This window comes from Aeromonas sp. FDAARGOS 1402 (assembly GCF_019046925.1).
Taxonomy (GTDB): domain Bacteria; phylum Pseudomonadota; class Gammaproteobacteria; order Enterobacterales; family Aeromonadaceae; genus Aeromonas; species Aeromonas caviae.
Window position 1 is genome coordinate 2279778 of the sequence record NZ_CP077201.1, and the last position, 23319, is coordinate 2303096.

Genomic DNA, 23319 nt, shown 5'->3' on the forward strand with positions numbered 1-23319 from the left:
TCAAACGGTCGCAGACTGCAGTTTCTGCTCTTGTTCTTCGGGCTCTTTGGCCGGGCCTTCGGCACCGTGCATCCAGTAGACCAGGCGGTTGGCCATGGTCAGCAGGATGAGGGCGCTGATCACGGCGGCCAGTGCGATGCCACCGAAGATGGCCATGGCGCCGGATTCGCCGACGAAGGAGCCGATGAAGCCGGCGGCATAGTTGGCCAGGGCCACGAAACCGAACCAGGCACCCATCATCAGGGAGGCCAGGCGCAGCGGAGCCAGCTTGGTCACCATGGAGAGACCGATGGGAGAGAGGCAGAGCTCGCCCAGGGTATGGAACAGGTAGGCACCGACCAGCCAGAACATGGAGGTCTTGACAGCCTGATCACCACCTTGCTCCAGCACGGCACCGATCATGAACAGGAAGCCGACGGCCAGGAACAGCAGGCCCATGGCGAATTTCACCGGGGAGTTCGGCTCTTTCTTGCCGAGCTTGATCCAGATGGCGGCCACGACAGGGGCCAGGGTGATGATGAAGAAGGGGTTCAGGGACTGGAACCAGGCGGTCGGCACTTCGAAGCTGCCGATCATGCGGTCGGTATACTCCTGGGCATACAGGTTCATCAGACCACCGGCCTGCTCGAAGCCGGCCCAGAAGATGATGGTGAACAGGCCCAGCACTAGGATCACCTTGATGCGATCCACTTCCTGTTTGGTCAGGGGCGCTTTTTGCTCCTTGGAGCGCTGCAGGGCGGCACGCTGGGCGGCGGGGACACGGCCGATGTCGCCAAGGAAACGCTGGGCCATGGTGGCCTGCACGACCAGGGAGAGCAACATGCCGATACCGGCGCTGACGAAGGCGGCTTGCCAGCCATAGGCGGTGGCGGCGGCGCCGCAGATCACGCCGGCCAGCAGGGAGCCCAGGTTGATGCCCATGTAGAAGATGGTGAAGGCGCCGTCACGACGGTGATCCCCTTCTTTATACAGGTCGCCCACCATGGTGGAGATGTTCGGTTTGAACAGGCCGTTGCCCACGATCAGCAAGCCAAGGCCGGCATAGAAGACGGTGTTGACCATGTCAGGGAACATGGCGTGAGGCAGTGCCAGGGTAAACTGGCCGGCGGCCATCAGCACGGCACCGAACAGGATGGCACGGCGCTGGCCCAGGAAGGTATCTGCGAGCCAGCCGCCGATGATGGGAGTGATGTAGACCAGACCGGTATAGATGCCGTACAGCTTGAGGGCGTCGGCCTGGGTCCAGCCCATGCCACCGTTGGCGGTCAGGTCGGTCAGATAGAGGACGAGCACGGCACGCATGCCGTAATAGGAGAATCTCTCCCACAGTTCGGTACTAAAGAGCAAAAAAAGCCCTTTAGGGTGACCTAAAAAGGTCCCTTTGGACGGGTTATTCATTGGAACTTCCACCTGTGTCTTATATTTTTTTAGAAATTTTATGCAAGGGCTAGGAACAAGCCTTAATCCTTATAGAACAAGCGACTTTAAATTACAATATTATGATTTAGCGATATTTTATCTATCAATGGTTGAATATTTGTTTATAAAATGAAAAAGGGCATCGAATGATGCCCAGTTTTTTATTCTGCTTATCTTGTAAATATTCAGAGATTACAGCTCTTTGGCAAACTGCTTCAGCCAGCTGGTGAATTCTTTGCTGAGTTCCCGATGGCGCACGGCGTATTCCACATTGGCCTTCATATAACCGAGCTTGCTGCCGCAATCGTGGCTGCGTCCCTTCATGAAGTAGGCATTGACCTGCTCCTTTTCCATCAGCATGGCGATGGCATCGGTCAGCTGGATCTCGTCGCCGGCGCCGGCCGGGGTTTTTTCCAGCAAGGGCCAGATATTGGCCGAGAGCACATAGCGACCGACCACGGCCAGGTTGGACGGGGCTTCATCCCGGGGCGGCTTCTCGACGATGGCCTGCATCGGCAGGGACATGCCTTCGCTCAGGGCTTCCCCCTTGATGTCGGCGATGCCGTATTTGTCCACTTCGCTCTCGGGGACGGCTTCCACCATGATCTGGCTGATCTGCTCCTCTTCGAACAGATGCACCATCTCCGCCAGGTTGTCCTGCTTCAGATCGCTGGCCACCTCGTCGATGAGCACATCCGGCAGCAGAACGGCGAAGGGTTGATCCCCGATGAGGGGGCGGGCACACAGTACTGCATGGCCCAGGCCTTTTGCTTCCCCTTGACGCACGTGCATGATGGTGACGTCTTTGGGACAGATGTGCTGAACCTCTTCCAGCAGTTGGCGCTTGACCCGCTTCTCCAGGGTCGCCTCCAGCTCGAAGCTTTTGTCGAAGTGGTTCTCGATGGAGTTCTTGCTTGAATGGGTCACCAGGATGATCTCCTTGATGCCGGCGGCGATGGCTTCGCGCACCACATACTGGATCAGCGGCTTGTCGACCACGGGCAGCATCTCCTTGGGGATGGCCTTGGTGGCGGGCAGCATGCGGGTACCCAGACCGGCAACGGGGAGAACGGCCTTGCGAACAACGAGCGGTGTCTTTTTCATGGAGTGAGTCCGAAGATACAAAGTGGGCTCATGATACCCGAAGAAAAATAGGGCAGCCACAGGCTGCCCTCGGGATGATAGGGATTCAAACCGGTTACTTGACGATAATCATGTCCCGGTTTGCTTCCAGCGTGGCAGGTCCGATGCCACTGACGTCCGCCAGTTGATCGACGGAGGTGAACTTGCCCTGCTTCTCCCTGTGGTCGATGATGGCCTGTGCCTTCTTCTCGCCAATGCCTTTCAGGGCGGTGAGCTCGCTGGCACTGGCGGTATTGAGATTGATCTTGCCGCTTTCCTTGACTTGGGTGGTGGCCACAGGCTTGGTCGCCGCCTTGTCGGCGGCCAGCAGAGGTTGGCTCAACAGGGGGAGGCAGCCCAGCAGCAGTGCGGCGATCAGGGTCTTCTTGTTCATATCGTCATGTCCTTATGTGGCGTTAGTGCCACATTTATCATTAGCTGTGTTGCGCCACTTTTTGTCTGTCAGTTTTGACACTGTATAAGTCAGTGCAAACGGCTATAAGCCGAAGATACTCACTCGGTTACACTGACCAACCCTTTGAGCGAGAACTCTCTTCCATGTATCTACCCGCCATTTCCGAACTGGAGCCCATCGCCCGCGCCGCCGGTGAGGCCATCATGTCCATCTACAGCCAGCCCTTTGCGGTGGAGTACAAGCAGGACGAGAGCCCGCTGACGGCTGCGGACAAGGGGGCCCACGAGGTGATCGTTCAGGCGCTGGCGCGTCTCACTCCCGATATCCCGGTGTTGTCGGAAGAGTCCTCCCCCGAGGTGATGGCTGCGCGACTCGGCTGGTCCCGCTACTGGCTGGTGGATCCTTTGGATGGCACCAAGGAGTTTGTCTCCCGCAACGGCGAGTTCACGGTGAATATCGCCCTGATTGAACAGGGGACCCCGCGCTGGGGGCTGGTCTATGCCCCGGTACTGGACAAGCTCTGGTATGGGGGCAAGGGGATTGGCGCCTGGCGTGTGGCCGATGGCAGGCACGAGACCATCCAGACCCGTCCTCATGACGCAGGGCAAGTGTGGCGCGTGGTGGGCAGTCGCAATCACCTGTCGCAGGAAACCCTCGAGTATCTGGCCCGTTTTGGCGAACTGGAGCGGGGCGAGATCGAGCTGGTTTCCATGGGCAGCTCTCTCAAGTTTTGCATCATTGCCGAGGGGGAGGCCGAGCTTTACCCGCGGCTCGCGCCGACCTGCGAGTGGGATACGGGGGCTGCTCAGGCGGTACTGGAAGGGGCGGGGGGCAGCGTCACCCAGCTCGATGGTTCGCCGCTTTGCTACAACAAGCCCGATATCCTCAATCCCTGGTTTGTGGCCAGGGCATGAGTCACCATCGGATACGAAAAGGCCGGACAGTGTCCGGCCTTTTTCTTGTCAGCCTCGATGGGCTCAGAAGACTTTCTTGAACGGTTTGATGGTCACTCTGGCGTAGACCCCTGCCGCAACATAGGGGTCCGCATCGGCCCAGGCCTGGGCGTCGGCCTGACTGGCAAAGTCGGCGATGACGGTGCTGCCGGTGAAGCCCGCATCGGCCGGATCCTCGGCATCGATGGCCGGGTTGGGGCCGGCCGTCAGCAGGCGGCCCTCATCCTGCAAGGCTTGCAGGCGGGCCAGGTGGGCAGGGCGTGCCAGCTTGCGCTGGGGCAGGCTGCCCGCGACATCTTCGGAGTAGATCAGATACCACATGGAACAATCCCTTTCTGGTTGCGGTTATTTTTTCTGTTCTGCGTTCTGCTCGGCCGGCATGTGGCGATAGAGATAGACGCCGCTGAGCAGGGTGAAGACCAGGGTCATGCCCAGCAGGCCGAACACCTTGAAGTTGACCCACATCTCCTGGGAGAGGTTGAAGGCCACGTAGAGGTTGAGCAGACCGCACAGGGTGAAGAAGCCGACCCAGCCGAGATTGACGTTGTCCCAGACCCGGTCGGGGGCTTGGAGCTCCTTGCCCAGCATCTGCTTGATGAGGTTCTTGCCAAAGCCATAGCGGCCGATGAGCAGGGCGAGGGCAAAGAGCACATTGATGACGGTCACCTTCCACTTGATAAAGGCATCGTTGTGGAAGAAGACGGTGAGGCCGCCGAAGAAACCGACCAGCACGAAGGTGAACAACTGCATCTTCTCGACCCGGCGATAGCGAAGCCAGCTGTACAGGAGTTGCAGGCCGGTGACGACCACCAGGGCGCCAGTGGCGGTGTAGATGTCGTAAAACTTGTAGACCGCGAAGAAGACGATCAGGGGGATGAACTCGATAAACTGCTTCATGCTGGGCTCTAACCTCAAAATTTCACTCAGTGTACCTGCCCGTCAGACAACGGCAAATGAATAAGACCGTCCATTCTGCAGGCAGTTCCTTCCCGGGGCGGCGGGTTACTCGAACAGCTGGCTGGCAATCTGGTTGCCAAGGCGCACCTGATCGTCCAGCAATGCGTGTATGTCCGCTTCCTCGATGAGAGGGTTGAGTAGGACGGCGCGCAGCAGCGTGAGCGGTTGCTCGCCATAGCGGGAGACTGCGCGCTGGGTGCGTGAGACGAAGCTGTGCCCTTCGGCGCGCTGGGCTTTTTGCAGGGCGACGTTGAAGAGATTGATCTGTTCGTTGGCCGCCACATCGGGCACCTGACCTTGCAGGTGGGGCGGAATGCATCGGTAGGAGAGCAGGTTCATGACAGGTGCCGACATCAGCTCGAAGGCGGGGCTGGCGTCGATGAGCGCGGCCATTCGCCGCGCCCTGTCGTAGTTGGCGTCGATGAGTTGGGCATAACCCTGCTGCCCCAGCATCTGGAAGGCGGCATCCAGATAGAGCGCGTTGGCGGGACGGGTCCCCTCCAGAGTGAAACGCCCCTGATCGAAGGAGGTGGCGCGGATGGCGTAGGGAGCCTCGCGCTTCACCGTCATCATCAGGTCCGGTTGGCGGCAGAGCAGCATGCCGGTACCGAGCGGGACCAGCAACTGCTTGTGACCGTCAAGGGTAACGGTATCGGCGTGCTCTATCCCCGTAAGCAATCCCTGATAGCGGGGCGAGAAGAGGGTCGGGCCACCCCAGGCCGCGTCCACGTGGAAGTGGATTTGCTCGCGCCGGGCGATGGCGGCCAGTTCCGGCAGCGGGTCGACGGAGCCAAAATCCGTGCTGCCAGCCACGCCGACCAGCGCCAGCACCTTGAGCTTCTGCTCCCTGCATTGTTGAAGGGCCTGTTCCAGCGCCGCCAGACTGAGCCGGTTGTGCTCGTCTGTGTCGAGACGCCAGACGCTGCGACCCCCGAGTCCCAGCAGATCCATCCCCTTGTCGAAGGAGTAGTGCATCAGCCGCGATCCCAGAATGACGGCGCCGCGATAGCCCTGCTCGGCGAGGGCGAACAGGTTGTCGCCACAGGCCCGGTTGCGGGCCAGCCAGAGTGCGGTGACGTTGGCGATGGTACCGCCACTGGTCATGACACCGAGGGCTGCATCCTTGGCATGCATCTGGGCTGCATAGAAGGCGTCGCCCTCGCGGTAGACCAGACGGTGCAGCTTGGCCAGCACTTCCCGCTCCAGAAAGCTCAGCAAACGGGAGGACTCCATCTTCATCGGGTTCTGGTTGAGCATCACCAAGAGCCGGGAGAGCTCGGCGGTGAAGGCCGGCAGCGGTGCCGTCATGTGTCCCATGTAGCGGGGAGAGGTGAGGTGCGATGCCCCGGGTACCAGGGTGGCGAGCCGTGCCAGATAGTCCCGGGGAGAGATGCCGATGGCGGGCATGCACGACTGATCGAGCTGGTGGGTGAAGCTGCCCCGCTGATAGGGGGCCTGACTGTCGTCGGAATGATGGAAATGCTCCAGCAGGGCCGTCATGGCCTTGCCGAAATCAGGATCCGGTTGTGTAAACAGTTCAGTGAGCTTCATCGGGTTCTCCAGACCAGATTGTCGGGCAGACGCGGCAATCCGCATGGGCGGCGTCGGCGGCAGAGCATACACCAAAGGGGCGGGGGGCACAGCCATCTCTGGCCCTCCCTCTCCTCGCCCCTTTATTTTCAGCTAACACTTGTAGCCTGAAACGTCGGCCGCTAGAGTGGGCCGGTAATGGGTTGGAGGTAATGATGGATGTGACGGGGTACTCCCCACGGGAAGAGTGGGCGAATCGCCTCAGCCATGGGCTGGGGCTGCTGCTGGGCGGACTGGGACTGGTCTTGCTGCTGCACAAGGGGTGGGATCAGGGGCCCAGGGTACTACTGAGCTACGGCGTCTACGGTGCCAGCCTGGTATTGCTCTATCTCGCCTCGACGCTCTATCACAGCGTGAGCTCGGTGGCGGCCAGACGCTGGAGCAAGCTGTTCGATCACTGCGCCATCTATCTGCTGATCGCCGGCACTTATACCCCCTTCCTGCTGGTGGCGCTCGATACGCCGCTGGCGCAAGGACTGATGGTGGTGATCTGGGGGCTGGCCCTGGCGGGGGTCGTGTTCAAGCTGATCTTCATCAATCGTTTCAAGAAGGTGTCGCTATTTACCTATCTGATGCTGGGCTGGCTGTCGCTGGTGGTCATCTACCAGCTCTATCTGCATCTGGATGGTACCGGGCTCCTGCTGCTGGGGCTGGGTGGTCTCATCTACAGCCTGGGAGTGATCTTCTATGTGGCCAAGCGCATTCCCTACAACCACGCCATCTGGCACCTGTTTGTGCTGGGGGGCAGTCTGTGCCACTTCATGGCCATTTATGGCCATATCTGATGACTAACCCTTAATTGGTATTTTTGTGCTCATGAAAGCCTGAATTCGTGCGGCACCCCACAGTTGCCCCCTTCGTTTGCTGACAAGCTAGTGCCAGTTCAGTTTGGAAAGGATGCAAACGATGAGTGAGATCGCGCTTTCCATCAGCATGCTGTCGCTGGTGGCAGTGCTGGGGCTCTGGCTGGGAAACTGGCGAGTCTATGGCGTGGGTTTGGGTATTGGCGGGGTGCTGTTCGGCGGCATCATAGTGGGCCACTTCGCCGGCTTGTCCGGCTTGAAGCTGGATGAGCAAACACTTCATTTTATTCAGGAATTCGGCCTGATCCTGTTCGTCTACACCATAGGCATCCAGGTCGGTCCCGGCTTTTTCTCCTCCTTGCGCAGTTCGGGCCTCAAGCTCAATGGCTTCGCGGCCCTGCTGGTTCTGCTCGGCTGCCTGGTGGCGGCAGCGTTGCACCAGCTGTTCGATGTACCGCTGCCGGTGATCCTCGGAGTCTTTTCCGGGGCAGTGACCAATACCCCGTCCCTGGGGGCTGGCCAGCAGATCCTGGCCGAGCTGGGGGCGGATCCTGGATCCACCGGCCTGATGGGGATGGGCTATGCGGTGGCCTACCCGTTCGGGATCTGCGGCATCCTGCTCACCATGTGGCTCATCCGTATGTTCTTCCACATCAAGATCGAGGAGGAGGCGGTCGCTTTCGAGCAGCAGGCCGGCAAGACCAAGGAGAGTCTGCAAACCATCAACATTGCCGTGCGCAATCCCAATATGCATGGCCTGATGCTCCGCGAGATCCCGAGTCTGGACGAGGCGGACGTCATCTGTTCCCGCCTCAAGCGTGGCGACGAGCTGATGGTGCCAAAGCCCGACTCGCGCATCGAACTTGGCGACCTGCTGCACCTGGTGGGGGAACGCCATGCCCTGCACAAGGTGCTGCTGGTGCTTGGAGAGGAGGTAGACACCTCCCTCTCCACCCGCGGGACCGATCTGCGGGTCGAGCGGGTGGTGGTCACCAATGAGCAGGTGCTCGGCAAGCGGATCCGCGATCTCGACATCAAGCAGAAATACGATGTGGTCATCTCGCGCCTGAATCGGGCCGGCATCGAGCTGGTGCCAACCAGTCAGACCAGTCTGCAGTTCGGTGACATCCTGAACCTGGTGGGGCGGCTCGATGCCATCGAGGCGGTCACCAGCGTGGTGGGCAACGTGCAGCAGAAACTGCAGCAGGTGCAGATGCTGCCCGTCTTCATCGGCATCGGGTTGGGGGTATTGCTCGGATCCATTCCCTTCTACCTGCCGGGATTCCCGGCGGCGCTCAAGCTGGGGCTGGCAGGGGGACCGCTGGTGGTGGCGCTCATCCTGTCTCGTATCGGCAGCATCGGCAAGCTCTACTGGTTCATGCCGCCGAGCGCCAACCTGGCGCTGCGGGAAATAGGCATAGTGCTCTTCCTGGCGGTGGTGGGGTTCAAGTCCGGGGCCGGCTTCATCGACACCCTGATCAACGGCGACGGTCCCGCATGGATGATGTACGGTGTGGCAATCACCCTCATCCCGCTGCTGCTGGTGGGTGTGCTGGCACGCCATTATGGCAAGCTCAACTACCTCACGCTATGCGGTCTGCTGGCCGGCTCGATGACGGATCCTCCCGCTCTGGCATTTGCCAACGGCATGCACCCCACCAGTGGTGCCAGCGCACTCTCTTACGCGACCGTCTACCCCCTGGTGATGTTCCTGCGGATCATCTCGCCCCAGCTGCTGGCCATCCTGCTCTGGGCCGGTGTCTGACACCTCACGAGACGGGAGCCGATGAGGCTCCCGTCTTCGTTTTGTCACAATTGATGCTATTGATTTAATTAATTTTATTTATCTTCTGCGTCCCTTCGTTTTCGCCCCGAAACCCGGCTTCATTTCGGTCTGTTCATTCGATTTTTCTCACTGGTTTATGGCCTGATAAACGGGCACATTGGAGGCTGGAGCAATATGCCCTTCGATATTTCAGGAGAAACCATGAGCAATCAGCGCATCGTATTGGATCAGGATGTCGTCGTTACCCACTTGCAAGGCAAAATGTATCTGGTCGCCGCCGACGGGAGCCAGAGACTCGTTGCAGAAGGCGATGTACTGCCCAAGGATGCGGTATTGCTTGCGCCCGAAGGGGCCAGCTTCCAGGGAGGGGAGACCACGTTCACCCTGGGTTCCGGCGAGCGCCCCGAACAGGGTGACGCCGTGCTGGCGAACGCGGGTACGCCCGATGACATCGCCGCCTTGCAGCAAGCGATTCTGGACGGGACCGACCCCACCAAGGCATTCGAAGCGTCGGCGGCGGGCGGAGCCCCGGCCGCAGGCAATGCGGGGGGCGTGGCTGGTGCCAGCGGCAACGGCGGTTTCGTCACTATCGATCGTACCGGTGATGCAACCATCTCCAGCGCAGGCTTTGACAGTGCGAACCCGGCTGACGCGGCGCCGCTGGTGGATGCGCAAAGCAGTGAGGATGAGCTGGTCGACCTCACCGCTCCCGTCATCACCGTCTCTGCCCCCGACAACACCAACGATCGGACGCCGACCCTGACCGGCACCACGGATGCTCCCGCTGGCAGCACGGTGACCCTGGTGGTGACCGATGCCAACGGCAATCAACAGACCCTGACCGCTACGGTACAACCGGATGGCAGCTTCAGCGTGGATGTCACCTCACCGCTGGCCGAAGGGGGCTATCAGGTGACGGCCTCCGTGACCGATCCGGCCGGCAACACCGGCACCGCGACCGATGATGGCAGCGTGGACACTACGGCCCCGATCGTGACGGTGAATGCACCGGACAATACCAATGACAACACCCCGACCATCACGGGTACCACGGACGCCGCCCCCGGCAGCACGGTGACCCTGACGGTGACCGATGCCAACGGCAATCAGCAGACCCTGACCGCCACGGTACAACCGGATGGCAGTTACAGCGCGGATGTCGTGACACCGTTGCCGGATGGAGGCTATGACGTGACGGCCAGCGTGACTGATCCTGCTGGCAACAGAGGCACGTCGAGCGACGATGGTAGCGTGGACACCACGGCGAACATCACGGTGAGCCTGGATGACGTGAACGCGGCCAATGTGGCCAACACGCCCATCAGCGGCACCTCCGATGTTGGCCCGGGTCGTACCGTGACCCTGGTGATCAGCGATGCCACCGGTAAGAGCGTGACAGTCACTGCCGTCACCGATGCCGATGGCAACTACCAGACCCGCGCCGATCTGAGCGGGCTGGCTGATGGCAACCTGACCGTGGTGGCCAGCGTTACCGACGCGGCGGGCAACCCGGCCAGCGCCACCGACGACACTACCTTGCTCGATACCACGCCACCGGATGCCAGCATCACCCTGGATGGCAACATCACCCCTGACGACGTGATCAACGCGGCCGAGTCCAAGCAGGACATCGCCGTGACCGGTCGTGTGGGTGGCGACGTGAAAGAGGGCGACACCGTCACCCTGACAGTCAATGGCAAGGCCTTCACCGGTCTGGTCTTGGCCGACAAGACTTTCAGCATCAATGTGCCGGGTAGCGAGCTGGTGGCCGATGGGGACAAGGTGATCGACGCCAAGGTCACCACCACCGACGCGGCGGGCAACAGCACCACCGTGACCGATACCGAGGGTTACAGCGTCGACACCCTGGCCCCGAGCGTGGTGGTCCACATCGTTGACGACCAGCTGACCGTGGGTGAAACCAGCGACGTCACCTTCACCTTCAGCGAGAAGGTGACCGGGTTCGAGCTGGGCGACCTGACCGTGGTGGGCGGCACAGTGACCGGGCTGACCACCTCCGATGGCGGCAAGACCTGGACCGCGACCTTCACTCCGGATGCGCACTTCACGGGCACCGCCAGCGTGACCGTGAAGGAGAACAGCTACACCGATCTGGCGGGCAACAAGGGGACCGGCGGCAGCGACAGTGCGGCCATCGACACCGAGGCGACCGGTGCGCCGACCGTGGTCATCACCGAAGACGTGAACAACGACGGCACCATCAGCAACACCGAGATCAGCGGCAAGGTGGACGTGGCAGTGAGCCTGCCGGGCGATGCCAAGGCCGGGGACACCCTCAAGGTGAGCGGCCAGGCCGACCGCCTGTTGACCGATGCCGACATCACGGCGGGCAAGGTGGGTTACGAGTTCGACCGTCCGGCGGACGGCGTGACGCTGACCGTGACCGCCACCATCGTGGACGCGGCGGGCAACGTCTCGCTGCCGGGCAGCGACAGCGCCACCATGGGCGACACCACCGCGACCGGTGCGCCGACCGTGGTCATCACCGAAGACGTGAACAACGACGGCACCATCAGCAACACCGAGATCAGCGGCAAGGTGGACGTGGAAGTGAGCCTGCCGGGCGATGCCAAGGCCGGGGACACCCTCAAGGTGAGCGGCCAGGCCGACCGCCTGTTGACCGATGCCGACATCACGGCGGGCAAGGTGGGTTACGAGTTTGACCGTCCGGCGGACGGCGTGACGCTGACCGTGACCGCCACCATCGTGGACGCGGCGGGCAACGTTTCGCTGCCGGGCAGCGACAGCGCCACCATGGGCGACACCACCGCGACCGGCGCGCCGACCGTGGTCATCACCGAAGACGTGAACAACGACGGCACCATCAGCAACACCGAGATCAGCGGCAAGGTGGACGTGGAAGTGAGCCTGCCGGGCGATGCCAAGGCCGGGGACACCCTCAAGGTGAGCGGCCAGGCCGACCGCCTGTTGACCGATGCCGACATCACGGCGGGCAAGGTGGGTTACGAGTTTGACCGTCCGGCGGACGGCGTGACGCTGACCGTGACCGCCACCATCGTGGACGCGGCGGGCAACGTTTCGCTGCCGGGCAGCGACAGCGCCACCATGGGCGACACCACCGCGACCGGCGCGCCGACCGTGGTCATCACCGAAGACGTGAACAACGACGGCACCATCAGCAACACCGAGATCAGCGGCAAGGTGGACGTGGAAGTGAGCCTGCCGGGCGATGCCAAGGCCGGGGACACCCTCAAGGTGAGCGGCCAGGCCGACCGCCTGTTGACCGATGCCGACATCACGGCGGGCAAGGTGGGTTACGAGTTTGACCGTCCGGCGGACGGCGTGACGCTGACCGTGACCGCCACCATCGTGGACGCGGCGGGCAACGTTTCGCTGCCGGGCAGCGACAGCGCCACCATGGGCGACACCACCGCGACCGGCGCGCCGACCGTGGTCATCACCGAAGACGTGAACAACGACGGCACCATCAGCAACACCGAGATCAGCGGCAAGGTGGACGTGGAAGTGAGCCTGCCGGGCGATGCCAAGGCCGGGGACACCCTCAAGGTGAGCGGCCAGGCCGACCGCCTGTTGACCGATGCCGACATCACGGCGGGCAAGGTGGGTTACGAGTTTGACCGTCCGGCGGACGGCGTGACGCTGACCGTGACCGCCACCATCGTGGACGCGGCGGGCAACGTTTCGCTGCCGGGCAGCGACAGCGCCACCATGGGCGACACCACCGCGACCGGCGCGCCGACCGTGGTCATCACCGAAGACGTGAACAACGACGGCACCATCAGCAACACCGAGATCAGCGGCAAGGTGGACGTGGAAGTGAGCCTGCCGGGCGATGCCAAGGCCGGGGACACCCTCAAGGTGAGCGGCCAGGCCGACCGCCTGTTGACCGATGCCGACATCACGGCGGGCAAGGTGGGTTACGAGTTTGACCGTCCGGCGGACGGCGTGACGCTGACCGTGACCGCCACCATCGTGGACGCGGCGGGCAACGTTTCGCTGCCGGGCAGCGACAGCGCCACCATGGGCGACACCACCGCGACCGGCGCGCCGACCGTGGTCATCACCGAAGACGTGAACAACGACGGCACCATCAGCAACACCGAGATCAGCGGCAAGGTGGACGTGGAAGTGAGCCTGCCGGGCGATGCCAAGGCCGGGGACACCCTCAAGGTGAGCGGCCAGGCCGACCGCCTGTTGACCGATGCCGACATCACGGCGGGCAAGGTGGGTTACGAGTTTGACCGTCCGGCGGACGGCGTGACGCTGACCGTGACCGCCACCATCGTGGACGCGGCGGGCAACGTTTCGCTGCCGGGCAGCGACAGCGCCACCATGGGCGACACCACCGCGACCGGCGCGCCGACCGTGGTCATCACCGAAGACGTGAACAACGACGGCACCATCAGCAACACCGAGATCAGCGGCAAGGTGGACGTGGAAGTGAGCCTGCCGGGCGATGCCAAGGCCGGGGACACCCTCAAGGTGAGCGGCCAGGCCGACCGCCTGTTGACCGATGCCGACATCACGGCGGGCAAGGTGGGTTACGAGTTTGACCGTCCGGCGGACGGCGTGACGCTGACCGTGACCGCCACCATCGTGGACGCGGCGGGCAACGTCTCGCTGCCGGGCAGCGACAGCGCCACCATGGGCGACACCACCGCGACCGGCGCGCCGACCGTGGTCATCACCGAAGACGTGAACAACGACGGCACCATCAGCAACACCGAGATCAGCGGCAAGGTGGACGTGGAAGTGAGCCTGCCGGGCGATGCCAAGGCCGGGGACACCCTCAAGGTGAGCGGCCAGGCCGACCGCCTGTTGACCGATGCCGACATCACGGCGGGCAAGGTGGGTTACGAGTTTGACCGTCCGGCGGACGGCGTGACGCTGACCGTGACCGCCACCATCGTGGACGCGGCGGGCAACGTTTCGCTGCCGGGCAGCGACAGCGCCACCATGGGCGACACCACCGCGACCGGCGCGCCGACCGTGGTCATCACCGAAGACGTGAACAACGACGGCACCATCAGCAACACCGAGATCAGCGGCAAGGTGGACGTGGCAGTGAGCCTGCCGGGCGATGCCAAGGCCGGGGACACCCTCAAGGTGAGCGGCCAGGCCGACCGCCTGTTGACCGATGCCGACATCACGGCGGGCAAGGTGGGTTACGAGTTTGACCGTCCGGCGGACGGCGTGACGCTGACCGTGACCGCCACCATCGTGGACGCGGCGGGCAACGTTTCGCTGCCGGGCAGCGACAGCGCCACCATGGGCGACACCACCGCGACCGGCGCCCCGACCGTGGTCATCACCGAAGACGTGAACAACGACGGCACCATCAGCAACACCGAGATCAGCGGCAAGGTGGACGTGGAAGTGAGTCTGCCGGGCGATGCCAAGGCCGGGGACACCCTCAAGGTGAGCGGCCAGGCCGACCGCCTGTTGACCGATGCCGACATCACGGCGGGCAAGGTGGGTTACGAGTTTGACCGTCCGGCGGACGGCGTGACGCTGACCGTGACCGCCACCATCGTGGACGCGGCGGGCAACGTTTCGCTGCCGGGCAGCGACAGCGCCACCATGGGCGACACCACCGCGACCGGTGCGCCGACCGTGGTCATCACCGAAGACGTGAACAACGACGGCACCATCAGCAACACCGAGATCAGCGGCAAGGTGGACGTGGCAGTGAGCCTGCCGGGCGATGCCAAGGCCGGGGACACCCTCAAGGTGAGCGGCCAGGCCGACCGCCTGTTGACCGATGCCGACATCACGGCGGGCAAGGTGGGTTACGAGTTTGACCGTCCGGCGGACGGCGTGACGCTGACCGTGACCGCCACCATCGTGGACGCGGCGGGCAACGTTTCGCTGCCGGGCAGCGACAGCGCCACCATGGGCGACACCACCGCGACCGGCGCGCCGACCGTGGTCATCACCGAAGACGTGAACAACGACGGCACCATCAGCAACACCGAGATCAGCGGCAAGGTGGACGTGGAAGTGAGTCTGCCGGGCGATGCCAAGGCCGGGGACACCCTCAAGGTGAGCGGCCAGGCCGACCGCCTGTTGACCGATGCCGACATCACGGCGGGCAAGGTGGGTTACGAGTTTGACCGTCCGGCGGACGGCGTGACGCTGACCGTGACCGCCACCATCGTGGACGCGGCGGGCAACGTTTCGCTGCCGGGCAGCGACAGCGCCACCATGGGCGACACCACCGCGACCGGCGCGCCGACCGTGGTCATCACCGAAGACGTGAACAACGACGGCACCATCAGCAACACCGAGATCAGCGGCAAGGTGGACGTGGAAGTGAGCCTGCCGGGCGATGCCAAGGCCGGGGACACCCTCAAGGTGAGCGGCCAGGCCGACCGCCTGTTGACCGATGCCGACATCACGGCGGGCAAGGTGGGTTACGAGTTTGACCGTCCGGCGGACGGCGTGACGCTGACCGTGACCGCCACCATCGTGGACGCGGCGGGCAACGTTTCGCTGCCGGGCAGCGACAGCGCCACCATGGGCGACACCACCGCGACCGGCGCGCCGACCGTGGTCATCACCGAAGACGTGAACAACGACGGCACCATCAGCAACACCGAGATCAGCGGCAAGGTGGACGTGGAAGTGAGCCTGCCGGGCGATGCCAAGGCCGGGGACACCCTCAAGGTGAGCGGCCAGGCCGACCGCCTGTTGACCGATGCCGACATCACGGCGGGCAAGGTGGGTTACGAGTTTGACCGTCCGGCGGACGGCGTGACGCTGACCGTGACCGCCACCATCGTGGACGCGGCGGGCAACGTTTCGCTGCCGGGCAGCGACAGCGCCACCATGGGCGACACCACCGCGACCGGCGCGCCGACCGTGGTCATCACCGAAGACGTGAACAACGACGGCACCATCAGCAACACCGAGATCAGCGGCAAGGTGGACGTGGCAGTGAGCCTGCCGGGCGATGCCAAGGCCGGGGACACCCTCAAGGTGAGCGGCCAGGCCGACCGCCTGTTGACCGATGCCGACATCACGGCGGGCAAGGTGGGTTACGAGTTTGACCGTCCGGCGGACGGCGTGACGCTGACCGTGACCGCCACCATCGTGGACGCGGCGGGCAACGTTTCGCTGCCGGGCAGCGACAGCGCCACCATGGGCGACACCACCGCGACCGGCGCGCCGACCGTGGTCATCACCGAAGACGTGAACAACGACGGCACCATCAGCAACACCGAGATCAGCGGCAAGGTGGACGTGGCAGTGAGCCTGCCGGGCGATGCCAAGGCCGGGGACACCCTCAAGGTGAGCGGCCAGGCCGACCGCCTGTTGACCGATGCCGACATCACGGCGGGCAAGGTGGGTTACGAGTTTGACCGTCCGGCGGACGGCGTGACGCTGACCGTGACCGCCACCATCGTGGACGCGGCGGGCAACGTTTCGCTGCCGGGCAGCGACAGCGCCACCATGGGCGACACCACCGCGACCGGCGCGCCGACCGTGGTCATCACCGAAGACGTGAACAACGACGGCACCATCAGCAACACCGAGATCAGCGGCAAGGTGGACGTGGAAGTGAGCCTGCCGGGCGATGCCAAGGCCGGGGACACCCTCAAGGTGAGCGGCCAGGCCGACCGCCTGTTGACCGATGCCGACATCACGGCGGGCAAGGTGGGTTACGAGTTTGACCGTCCGGCGGACGGCGTGACGCTGACCGTGACCGCCACCATCGTGGACGCGGCGGGCAACGTTTCGCTGCCGGGCAGCGACAGCGCCACCATGGGCGACACCACCGCGACCGGCGCGCCGACCGTGGTCATCACCGAAGACGTGAACAACGACGGCACCATCAGCAACACCGAGATCAGCGGCAAGGTGGACGTGGAAGTGAGCCTGCCGGGCGATGCCAAGGCCGGGGACACCCTCAAGGTGAGCGGCCAGGCCGACCGCCTGTTGACCGATGCCGACATCACGGCGGGCAAGGTGGGTTACGAGTTTGACCGTCCGGCGGACGGCGTGACGCTGACCGTGACCGCCACCATCGTGGACGCGGCGGGCAACGTTTCGCTGCCGGGCAGCGACAGCGCCACCATGGGCGACACCACCGCGACCGGCGCGCCGACCGTGGTCATCACCGAAGACGTGAACAACGACGGCACCATCAGCAACACCGAGATCAGCGGCAAGGTGGACGTGGAAGTGAGCCTGCCGGGCGATGCCAAGGCCGGGGACACCCTCAAGGTGAGCGGCCAGGCCGACCGCCTGTTGACCGATGCCGACATCACGGCGGGCAAGGTGGGTTACGAGTTTGACCGTCCGGCGGACGGCGTGACGCTGACCGTGACCGCCACCATCGTGGACGCGGCGGGCAACGTTTCGCTGCCGGGCAGCGACAGCGCCACCATGGGCGACACCACCGCGACCGGCGCGCCGACCGTGGTCATCACCGAAGACGTGAACAACGACGGCACCATCAGCAACACCGAGATCAGCGGCAAGGTGGACGTGGAAGTGAGCCTGCCGGGCGATGCCAAGGCCGGGGACACCCTCAAGGTGAGCGGCCAGGCCGACCGCCTGTTGACCGATGCCGACATCACGGCGGGCAAGGTGGGTTACGAGTTTGACCGTCCGGCGGACGGCGTGACGCTGACCGTGACCGCCACCATCGTGGACGCGGCGGGCAACGTCTCGCTGCCGGGCAGCGACAGCGCCACCATGGGCGACACCACCGCCACTGCGGCACCGACCGTGGTTATCGTGGATGATGCCAACAACGACCAGATGCTGACCAAGGCCGAGATTGGCAATGATCAGATCCAGGTTCGCGCCGGAATCAATCACGCAGACCTGGTTGCGGGCGGCAAGGTGACGCTGACCATCAACAATGGCGGGGTGAACAGCACTGTCCAGTTGACGCTCAAGGCCGATGGCACCCTGCTGGCAAGCAATGGCAAGAGCTACGGCTATCAGAATGGCACCATCAGCTGGACGGAAACGACCCCGGCCAACGGCAAGTCGTTGACGGTGACGGCGACCCAGACCGACAAGGCGGGCAACGTCTCGCTGCCGGGCAGCGACAACGCGCAGATCCTGAATGAAGCGCCGGAGACGGCAAACAAGCAGGCAAACGGTCAGGAAGATGCCGCCAGCATCGCCATTCCGACCCTCAGTGGCAGCGACATCGATGGCAACGTGGTGAGTTTCACCATCAAGAGCCTGCCTGCCAACGGCATCCTCTATCTGAACGGGGTGGCTGTGACGGTGGATCAGAGCATTGCGGTGGCGGACGCCGGCAAGCTCACCTTCACTCCGAATGCGAACTGGAACGGCAACACCACCTTCAACTATGCGGCGGTAGACAACGACGGCGCCGTGGATGCGAGTCCCGCAACCGTGACCATCAAGGTGGATGCGGTCAACGATCTGCCGACGCTGACCATCTCCAATGGGGCTGTCGTCTCCGAAGAGGGGCTGGCAAACGGTATTGCCGACACGGTCGGCAACCCGGATACCACCAACGCCATCAAGGCGTCCGGTACCCTCTCGGTGGGCGACATCGACAGCAGCACGCTCAGCATCTCCCTGAACGGACCGGCCGGGCTGACGTCCGGTGGGGCCAAGGTCCAATGGAGCTGGGATGCGGGCAGCAAGACGCTGGTCGGCTACACGGGGGCGATTGGCGGCGCCGATTACAAGGCGGTGGTCGAAGTCAAGCTGACGGCACCCAATGCCAGCGGCAAGGGAGAGTGGACCTATGACGTGACCCTCAAGGGCCCCCTCGACCACGGGGATACGACCTCGGAAGACAAGTTGTCGTTCCAGCTGGACGTGGAGGTCTCCGATGGCAGCGGCGTCACCAAGGGCAAGCTGGATGTCAGCGTCGAGGACGACTCCCCCATTGCTGGCAACAGCGATGCCGTTTCCGTGGTGAAGACCGATATTCCGAATGTGCTGACCGGGCTCTTCGACCTGACCAAGTACAGTGGCAACCAGAGCACCCTGAACATGGCGGGCTTTACCATCAGCGCCCTGGGCTTCAAGTCGGCAACCGATTCCTCACTGGTAACGGCGGATGTCAACGGCTCCAGCTCGGGGCTGGGGGTGGCCAGCGGTGCTGCGCCTTACCACAACCTCGCCAACGAGATTGACTTCCGTCACTTTGCTGACGGATCGTCCGCCTCCGAGCAGCTGATCGTCAGGCTGGATGCGGGCAAGGTTGCCTACGGCGCCAACATCAAGTTCAGCAAGATGTTTGGCGGCGAGCTGGAGAGCGGGGTCGTGGAGTTCTATCGCGGTGGTGTGCTGATCAGCACTCTGGTATTCAACTCCAACGCATCGGGTGGGGAGTTCAACCAGAACTTCCAGGTGCAGCAGGGTGGCTTCGATACCATGGTGATCAAGGCGACCAACAACGGCAACACCAATACCTCCGACAACAGCGACTTCACCGTACAGAGCATCGAGTTCCTCGGTGCCAACACGGCGCAGGCCATCGCCTATGGTTCCGGCACCGTGACCCCGCAGTGGGGGGCGGACGGCAAGGGCTCCATCGGACTGGTGCTGGACCCGGCGACCTTCGAGAATGGTCTGCGGACGGCTTCCGGCTCAGCCATCGCCATCACCGCCAGCGGGGCCAATACCCTGCTCGGGAAGGATGCGGGCGGCAACCTCGTCTTCAAGCTGGAGTTCACGCCAGCCACCGGCAAGTGGGAGTTCTTCCAGTACCAGCGCATGTCCAAACCCCTGGGTGATGGTGACATCGACTTCCAGATCCGGGTGGTGGATGGTGACGGTGACGCCAGCATTGGCTCCTTCGCCACCAAGCCTCTCTTCACGCCGCTGGTTCAGGGTGTCTCCAGCGAGAGCGTGACTGAAGGGGGCAACCTGTTGCACAAGGTCACCTTGTCCGATGCGACCCAGGAAGCGACCGAATACGATTTCGCCATTCGCGGATCGGGCAACAACCCCGCCTCCAACCAGGACTGGGGCAATGCCCAGTTCAGCAACGGCGTGACCTACAACAGCACCACCGGCAAGATCACGGTACCGGCGGGCGTGACAGACTTCACGGTGACCATCCCGACGGTGAACGATCGCCTTGTCGAGACGAACGAGACCCTCTCGGTGACCATCGGTGGTCAAAGCGGGACCGGTACCATAGTGGACAATGATCGGGCGCCGACGGCGGCTGGCGGCCACAGTGCCGGTGCCGAAGATCAGCCCCAGGTCCTGACCTGGGCCCAGTTCGGTGCCAGCGACGATCAGGACGCGACCGATCTCGGGGTGCAGATCAACACCCTGCCGCTGAACGGTACCCTCGAATACCTCAATGCGGCTGGGCAGTGGGTTGCGGTGCAAACCGGATCCCTCATCTCCTATGCCGAGGTGAACGCAGGCCATCTGCGCTTCGTGCCCGGTCTGAACGAATCGAGCACCCATGCCGCCAACGGCAACGGCGCCGTGGTCGGCAACATGAAGGGCGACTATGCCAGCATCGGCTATCAGATAAGCGACGGTGCCAACCTCAGCAACGGCAGCAAGCTGGTGATCGACGTGGCGGCGGTGGCCGACAAGCCGACCGTCAACCTGAGTCTGGTGGGCAACGGTATTCCCCTTTACAACCTGAGCTTCCCGAGCGCGGGGATCACCACGGGCCAGTTCCAGTCCGGCAGCTTCGACAAGGGGGCTCTCGGGATCACCAAGACCCTGACCGATAGCTCTTCTGGTCAGGATCTGGTCAATGGCACCAGCGGCAACGACTACATCGTGAGCCAGAAGGGAGGCGGCGACAGCCTGGTCGGCAACCAGGGGAATGACATTCTGGTGGGCAGCGATGCCATCCAGGGTGATTCCCTCTATGGTGGTGAAGGCAGCGACATCCTGGTCTCCGGTCTTGGCAACGATGGCCTCTATGGCGGGACTGGCACGGATATCGCCGTGCTGCCCGGCAATCGTGCCGACTACTCCATCAAGAAGGGGGAGGGTTATTCGAACAACGACAAGTGGTTCGACTTCGTCGTGTCCGAGCGAGGCGTCGGGGTGACCAAGGCCCTGCACGACATGGAATATGTCCAGTTCGCAGACGGCATCTACCAGATCAACCAGACCACGGGTGAGCTGACCCTGGTTCCGCCGACCAAGGTGGATTACCCGGTCGAGCTGACGGCCTCCCTCACCGACAGGGATGGCAGCGAGGTGTTTGACAGCCTGGTGCTGAGCGGCATGCCCAAAGGGTCCGAACTCTACAAGGGCAGCCAGTTGCTGGGTACCGTCGGGGACGATGGCAAGCTGACCTTCACCGCGTCGGACAAGCTGTGGAGCAGCAATGCACTGGATCTGAACTTGAGCGGCCTGACTCTGCGGGTACCGGGTGACAAGGCGGGCCTGGTCAATCTCAAGGTCGATGTCATCGCCAAGGAGGTCGGGACCGATCTGACCAGTACCGCGACCGATGACGACAGCATCCGCCTGAGCTACTTCAACGCCACCGAAGGGGAGCCGGGGGACCAGAACCGGACCTATGGCAGCGAGCACAATATCGTGGTGGGGGATCTGGATGGCAGCGTGATGCTGCCGGGCCAGAACTACAACCTCGCCTTTATGGTCGACAGCTCCGGCAGTATCGGCAGTGACGCCATGGCGACCATCAGAACCCAGCTGTCCCAAGTGTTTACCAGCCTCAAGAACTCTGCGGGGGCAGCCGGTGCGGGCAAGGTCAATATCTTCCTGGTGGACTTTGATACGTTGGCCAACAAATCGGTGAGCGTGAACCTCAAGGATTCGGATGCGTTGACCAAGTTGCAGGCGATCCTCGACAGCATGGATGGCAGCAAAGACAGTGGCGGCGGGACCAACTATGAAGATGTGTTCCAGACCACGGCCAACTGGTTCAACAGTTCGACCGCACAAGGTAATACGAATGCCAAGAACCTGACCTATTTCATTACCGATGGCAAGCCGACCTTCTATCTGGACAGTGAGGGAGGCAATCCGATCGTCAATGATAAGTTCTGGGATGATGATGTTCGTCTTAACACGGTGCTTAAGGGCAGCTATGTGGCGGGCAAAATCTATAACAATGATGGGAAGACCATCATTGATGCTCAGGGCAGGGTCTACTCCTACGACTGGCGGGGTACCCAGAGCACCATCGGAGCCATGCGACCAGATGGTAAAGGCGGTTACGTATACTGGTCTCTTGGCGGCAATGGGCAGGACTCCTCTGACACAACCATCACCAACTCGGTAGCCGGCTTCGGGCTGCTGACCGGCATGGGAGTGACCGTCGAGGCGATCGGACTGGGAGCGAATATCTCCTATAACGATCTCAAGTCCTACGACTCTGATGGTGTTATCAAGACAGGGGTCAATGCCTCCGATCTCGCCAATGCCATCCTGGGGACGCCGGTCAGCAACCTGCCCGGCGTTGACAGGCTGGATGGCGGTGCGGGCGACGACATCCTGTTTGGCGACGCGGTACGCTTCACCGGCATCAGCGGGGAAGGGTATGCGGCCATCAAGCAGTATGTGAGCGGCAAGCTGGGGGCTGGGTCGGTGACCGATGCCCAGGTGCACGCCTACATCACGGATCACGCCAGCGAGTTCGATCTGTCGTCGGCCAATGACAAGGGTGACACCCTCCTCGGCGGTGATGGCAATGACATCCTGTTCGGTCAGGGGGGTGATGACTTCCTGTACGGCGGTGCCGGCAACGACACCCTGTTCGGTGGTAGCGGCAACGACACCCTCTATGGGGAGAGCGGCAACGATCGCCTCTATGGTGGCAGTGGCAACGACACCCTCTATGGCGGTACCGGCAACGACATCTTGAGCGGCGGGCTGGGCAACGACATCCTGATCGGGGGGGCCGGCAACGACATCCTCATGGGGGATGCAGGTGCCGATACCTTCACCTGGCTGAAAGGGGATACCGAGGCTGGCAAGGTGGCCAAGGACTACATCGTCGATTTCAGCAAGTCGGAAGGGGACAAACTGGATCTGAGCGACTTGCTCGACAGCGATGGCAGCAAGAGCGAGAGCTCCCTGAAGAGCCTGCTCTCGGTGTTCCAGGACAGCGAAGGGGTGCACCTGCAGGTCAAGGAGAGCAGTGCGGCGCCGGTGACCCAGGAGATAGTGCTGATGAACCACACCTTCGACTCCCTGACGGGCGGTTCAGGGACGACTGCCAACCAGGTGATCGATTTCATGTTGCAAAACAACATGTTGGATATCAACAAGTAACAGCCAAGCGGGCTGGGCAAAAGCGGCAGAGCAATCTGCCGCTTT

At 62.8% G+C, this 23319-nt stretch carries 10 protein-coding genes; 4 read left to right on the forward strand and 6 right to left on the reverse strand.

Features of this window, described 5'->3' with window-relative positions:
- From I6L32_RS10965 to I6L32_RS10975, 3 genes are all read right to left on the reverse strand, one after another.
- Nucleotides 1-1398, reverse strand: a complete 1398-nt coding sequence (locus I6L32_RS10965) for a peptide MFS transporter (protein ID WP_041212400.1) — start codon at nt 1396-1398, stop codon at nt 1-3.
- A gap of 213 nt (nt 1399-1611) precedes the next feature.
- The gene (gene galU / locus I6L32_RS10970; protein ID WP_010675542.1) at nt 1612-2523 is read right to left on the reverse strand and encodes a UTP--glucose-1-phosphate uridylyltransferase GalU; all 912 of its coding nucleotides are present in this window, start codon (nt 2521-2523) and stop codon (nt 1612-1614) included.
- Between the two features lie 94 nt (nt 2524-2617).
- On the reverse strand, nt 2618-2935 hold the full coding sequence (locus tag I6L32_RS10975; RefSeq protein ID WP_043156043.1) for a ComEA family DNA-binding protein: 318 nt from the start codon (nt 2933-2935) through the stop codon (nt 2618-2620).
- 164 nt (nt 2936-3099) lie between these two features.
- Between I6L32_RS10975 and cysQ the strand changes: the two genes are divergently transcribed.
- Nucleotides 3100-3870 carry a 3'(2'),5'-bisphosphate nucleotidase CysQ gene (gene cysQ, locus I6L32_RS10980; protein ID WP_039041322.1) on the forward strand — a complete coding sequence of 257 codons (771 nt, stop codon included), beginning with the start codon at nt 3100-3102 and terminating at the stop codon, nt 3868-3870.
- 63 nt (nt 3871-3933) lie between these two features.
- Here the strand turns inward: cysQ and I6L32_RS10985 are convergent, their stop codons facing one another.
- From I6L32_RS10985 to I6L32_RS10995, 3 genes are all read right to left on the reverse strand, one after another.
- The gene (locus tag I6L32_RS10985) at nt 3934-4230 is read right to left on the reverse strand and encodes a YciI family protein (protein ID WP_010675539.1); all 297 of its coding nucleotides are present in this window, start codon (nt 4228-4230) and stop codon (nt 3934-3936) included.
- A gap of 24 nt (nt 4231-4254) precedes the next feature.
- Nucleotides 4255-4806 (reverse strand): septation protein A, encoded by a 552-nt coding sequence (locus tag I6L32_RS10990; protein ID WP_102949208.1) that lies wholly within the window; start codon nt 4804-4806, stop codon nt 4255-4257.
- A gap of 105 nt (nt 4807-4911) precedes the next feature.
- On the reverse strand, nt 4912-6417 hold the full coding sequence (locus I6L32_RS10995; RefSeq protein WP_216945084.1) for an aminotransferase class V-fold PLP-dependent enzyme: 1506 nt from the start codon (nt 6415-6417) through the stop codon (nt 4912-4914).
- Between the two features lie 191 nt (nt 6418-6608).
- Between I6L32_RS10995 and I6L32_RS11000 the strand changes: the two genes are divergently transcribed.
- From I6L32_RS11000 to I6L32_RS11010, 3 genes are all read left to right on the forward strand, one after another.
- Entirely contained in the window at nt 6609-7241 is a 633-nt protein-coding gene (locus tag I6L32_RS11000; RefSeq protein ID WP_216945086.1) for a hemolysin III family protein, read from the forward strand.
- A gap of 121 nt (nt 7242-7362) precedes the next feature.
- The gene (locus I6L32_RS11005) at nt 7363-9024 is read left to right on the forward strand and encodes a putative transporter (RefSeq protein WP_010675535.1); all 1662 of its coding nucleotides are present in this window, start codon (nt 7363-7365) and stop codon (nt 9022-9024) included.
- 222 nt (nt 9025-9246) lie between these two features.
- Complete coding sequence (locus tag I6L32_RS11010) at nt 9247-23274, forward strand: Ig-like domain-containing protein (RefSeq protein WP_216945089.1); 14028 nt, start codon at nt 9247-9249, stop codon at nt 23272-23274.
- Nucleotides 23275-23319 lie beyond the last annotated feature (45 nt).

Coding starts and splice junctions, on each gene's coding strand:
- I6L32_RS10965 (WP_041212400.1), bottom strand. CDS start 1,398: ATGAATAACCCGTCCAAAGGGACCTTTTTAGGTCACCCTAAAGGGCTT.
- galU (WP_010675542.1), bottom strand. CDS start 2,523: ATGAAAAAGACACCGCTCGTTGTTCGCAAGGCCGTTCTCCCCGTTGCC.
- I6L32_RS10975 (WP_043156043.1), bottom strand. CDS start 2,935: ATGAACAAGAAGACCCTGATCGCCGCACTGCTGCTGGGCTGCCTCCCC.
- cysQ (WP_039041322.1), top strand. CDS start 3,100: ATGTATCTACCCGCCATTTCCGAACTGGAGCCCATCGCCCGCGCCGCC.
- I6L32_RS10985 (WP_010675539.1), bottom strand. CDS start 4,230: ATGTGGTATCTGATCTACTCCGAAGATGTCGCGGGCAGCCTGCCCCAG.
- I6L32_RS10990 (WP_102949208.1), bottom strand. CDS start 4,806: ATGAAGCAGTTTATCGAGTTCATCCCCCTGATCGTCTTCTTCGCGGTC.
- I6L32_RS10995 (WP_216945084.1), bottom strand. CDS start 6,417: ATGAAGCTCACTGAACTGTTTACACAACCGGATCCTGATTTCGGCAAG.
- I6L32_RS11000 (WP_216945086.1), top strand. CDS start 6,609: ATGATGGATGTGACGGGGTACTCCCCACGGGAAGAGTGGGCGAATCGC.
- I6L32_RS11005 (WP_010675535.1), top strand. CDS start 7,363: ATGAGTGAGATCGCGCTTTCCATCAGCATGCTGTCGCTGGTGGCAGTG.
- I6L32_RS11010 (WP_216945089.1), top strand. CDS start 9,247: ATGAGCAATCAGCGCATCGTATTGGATCAGGATGTCGTCGTTACCCAC.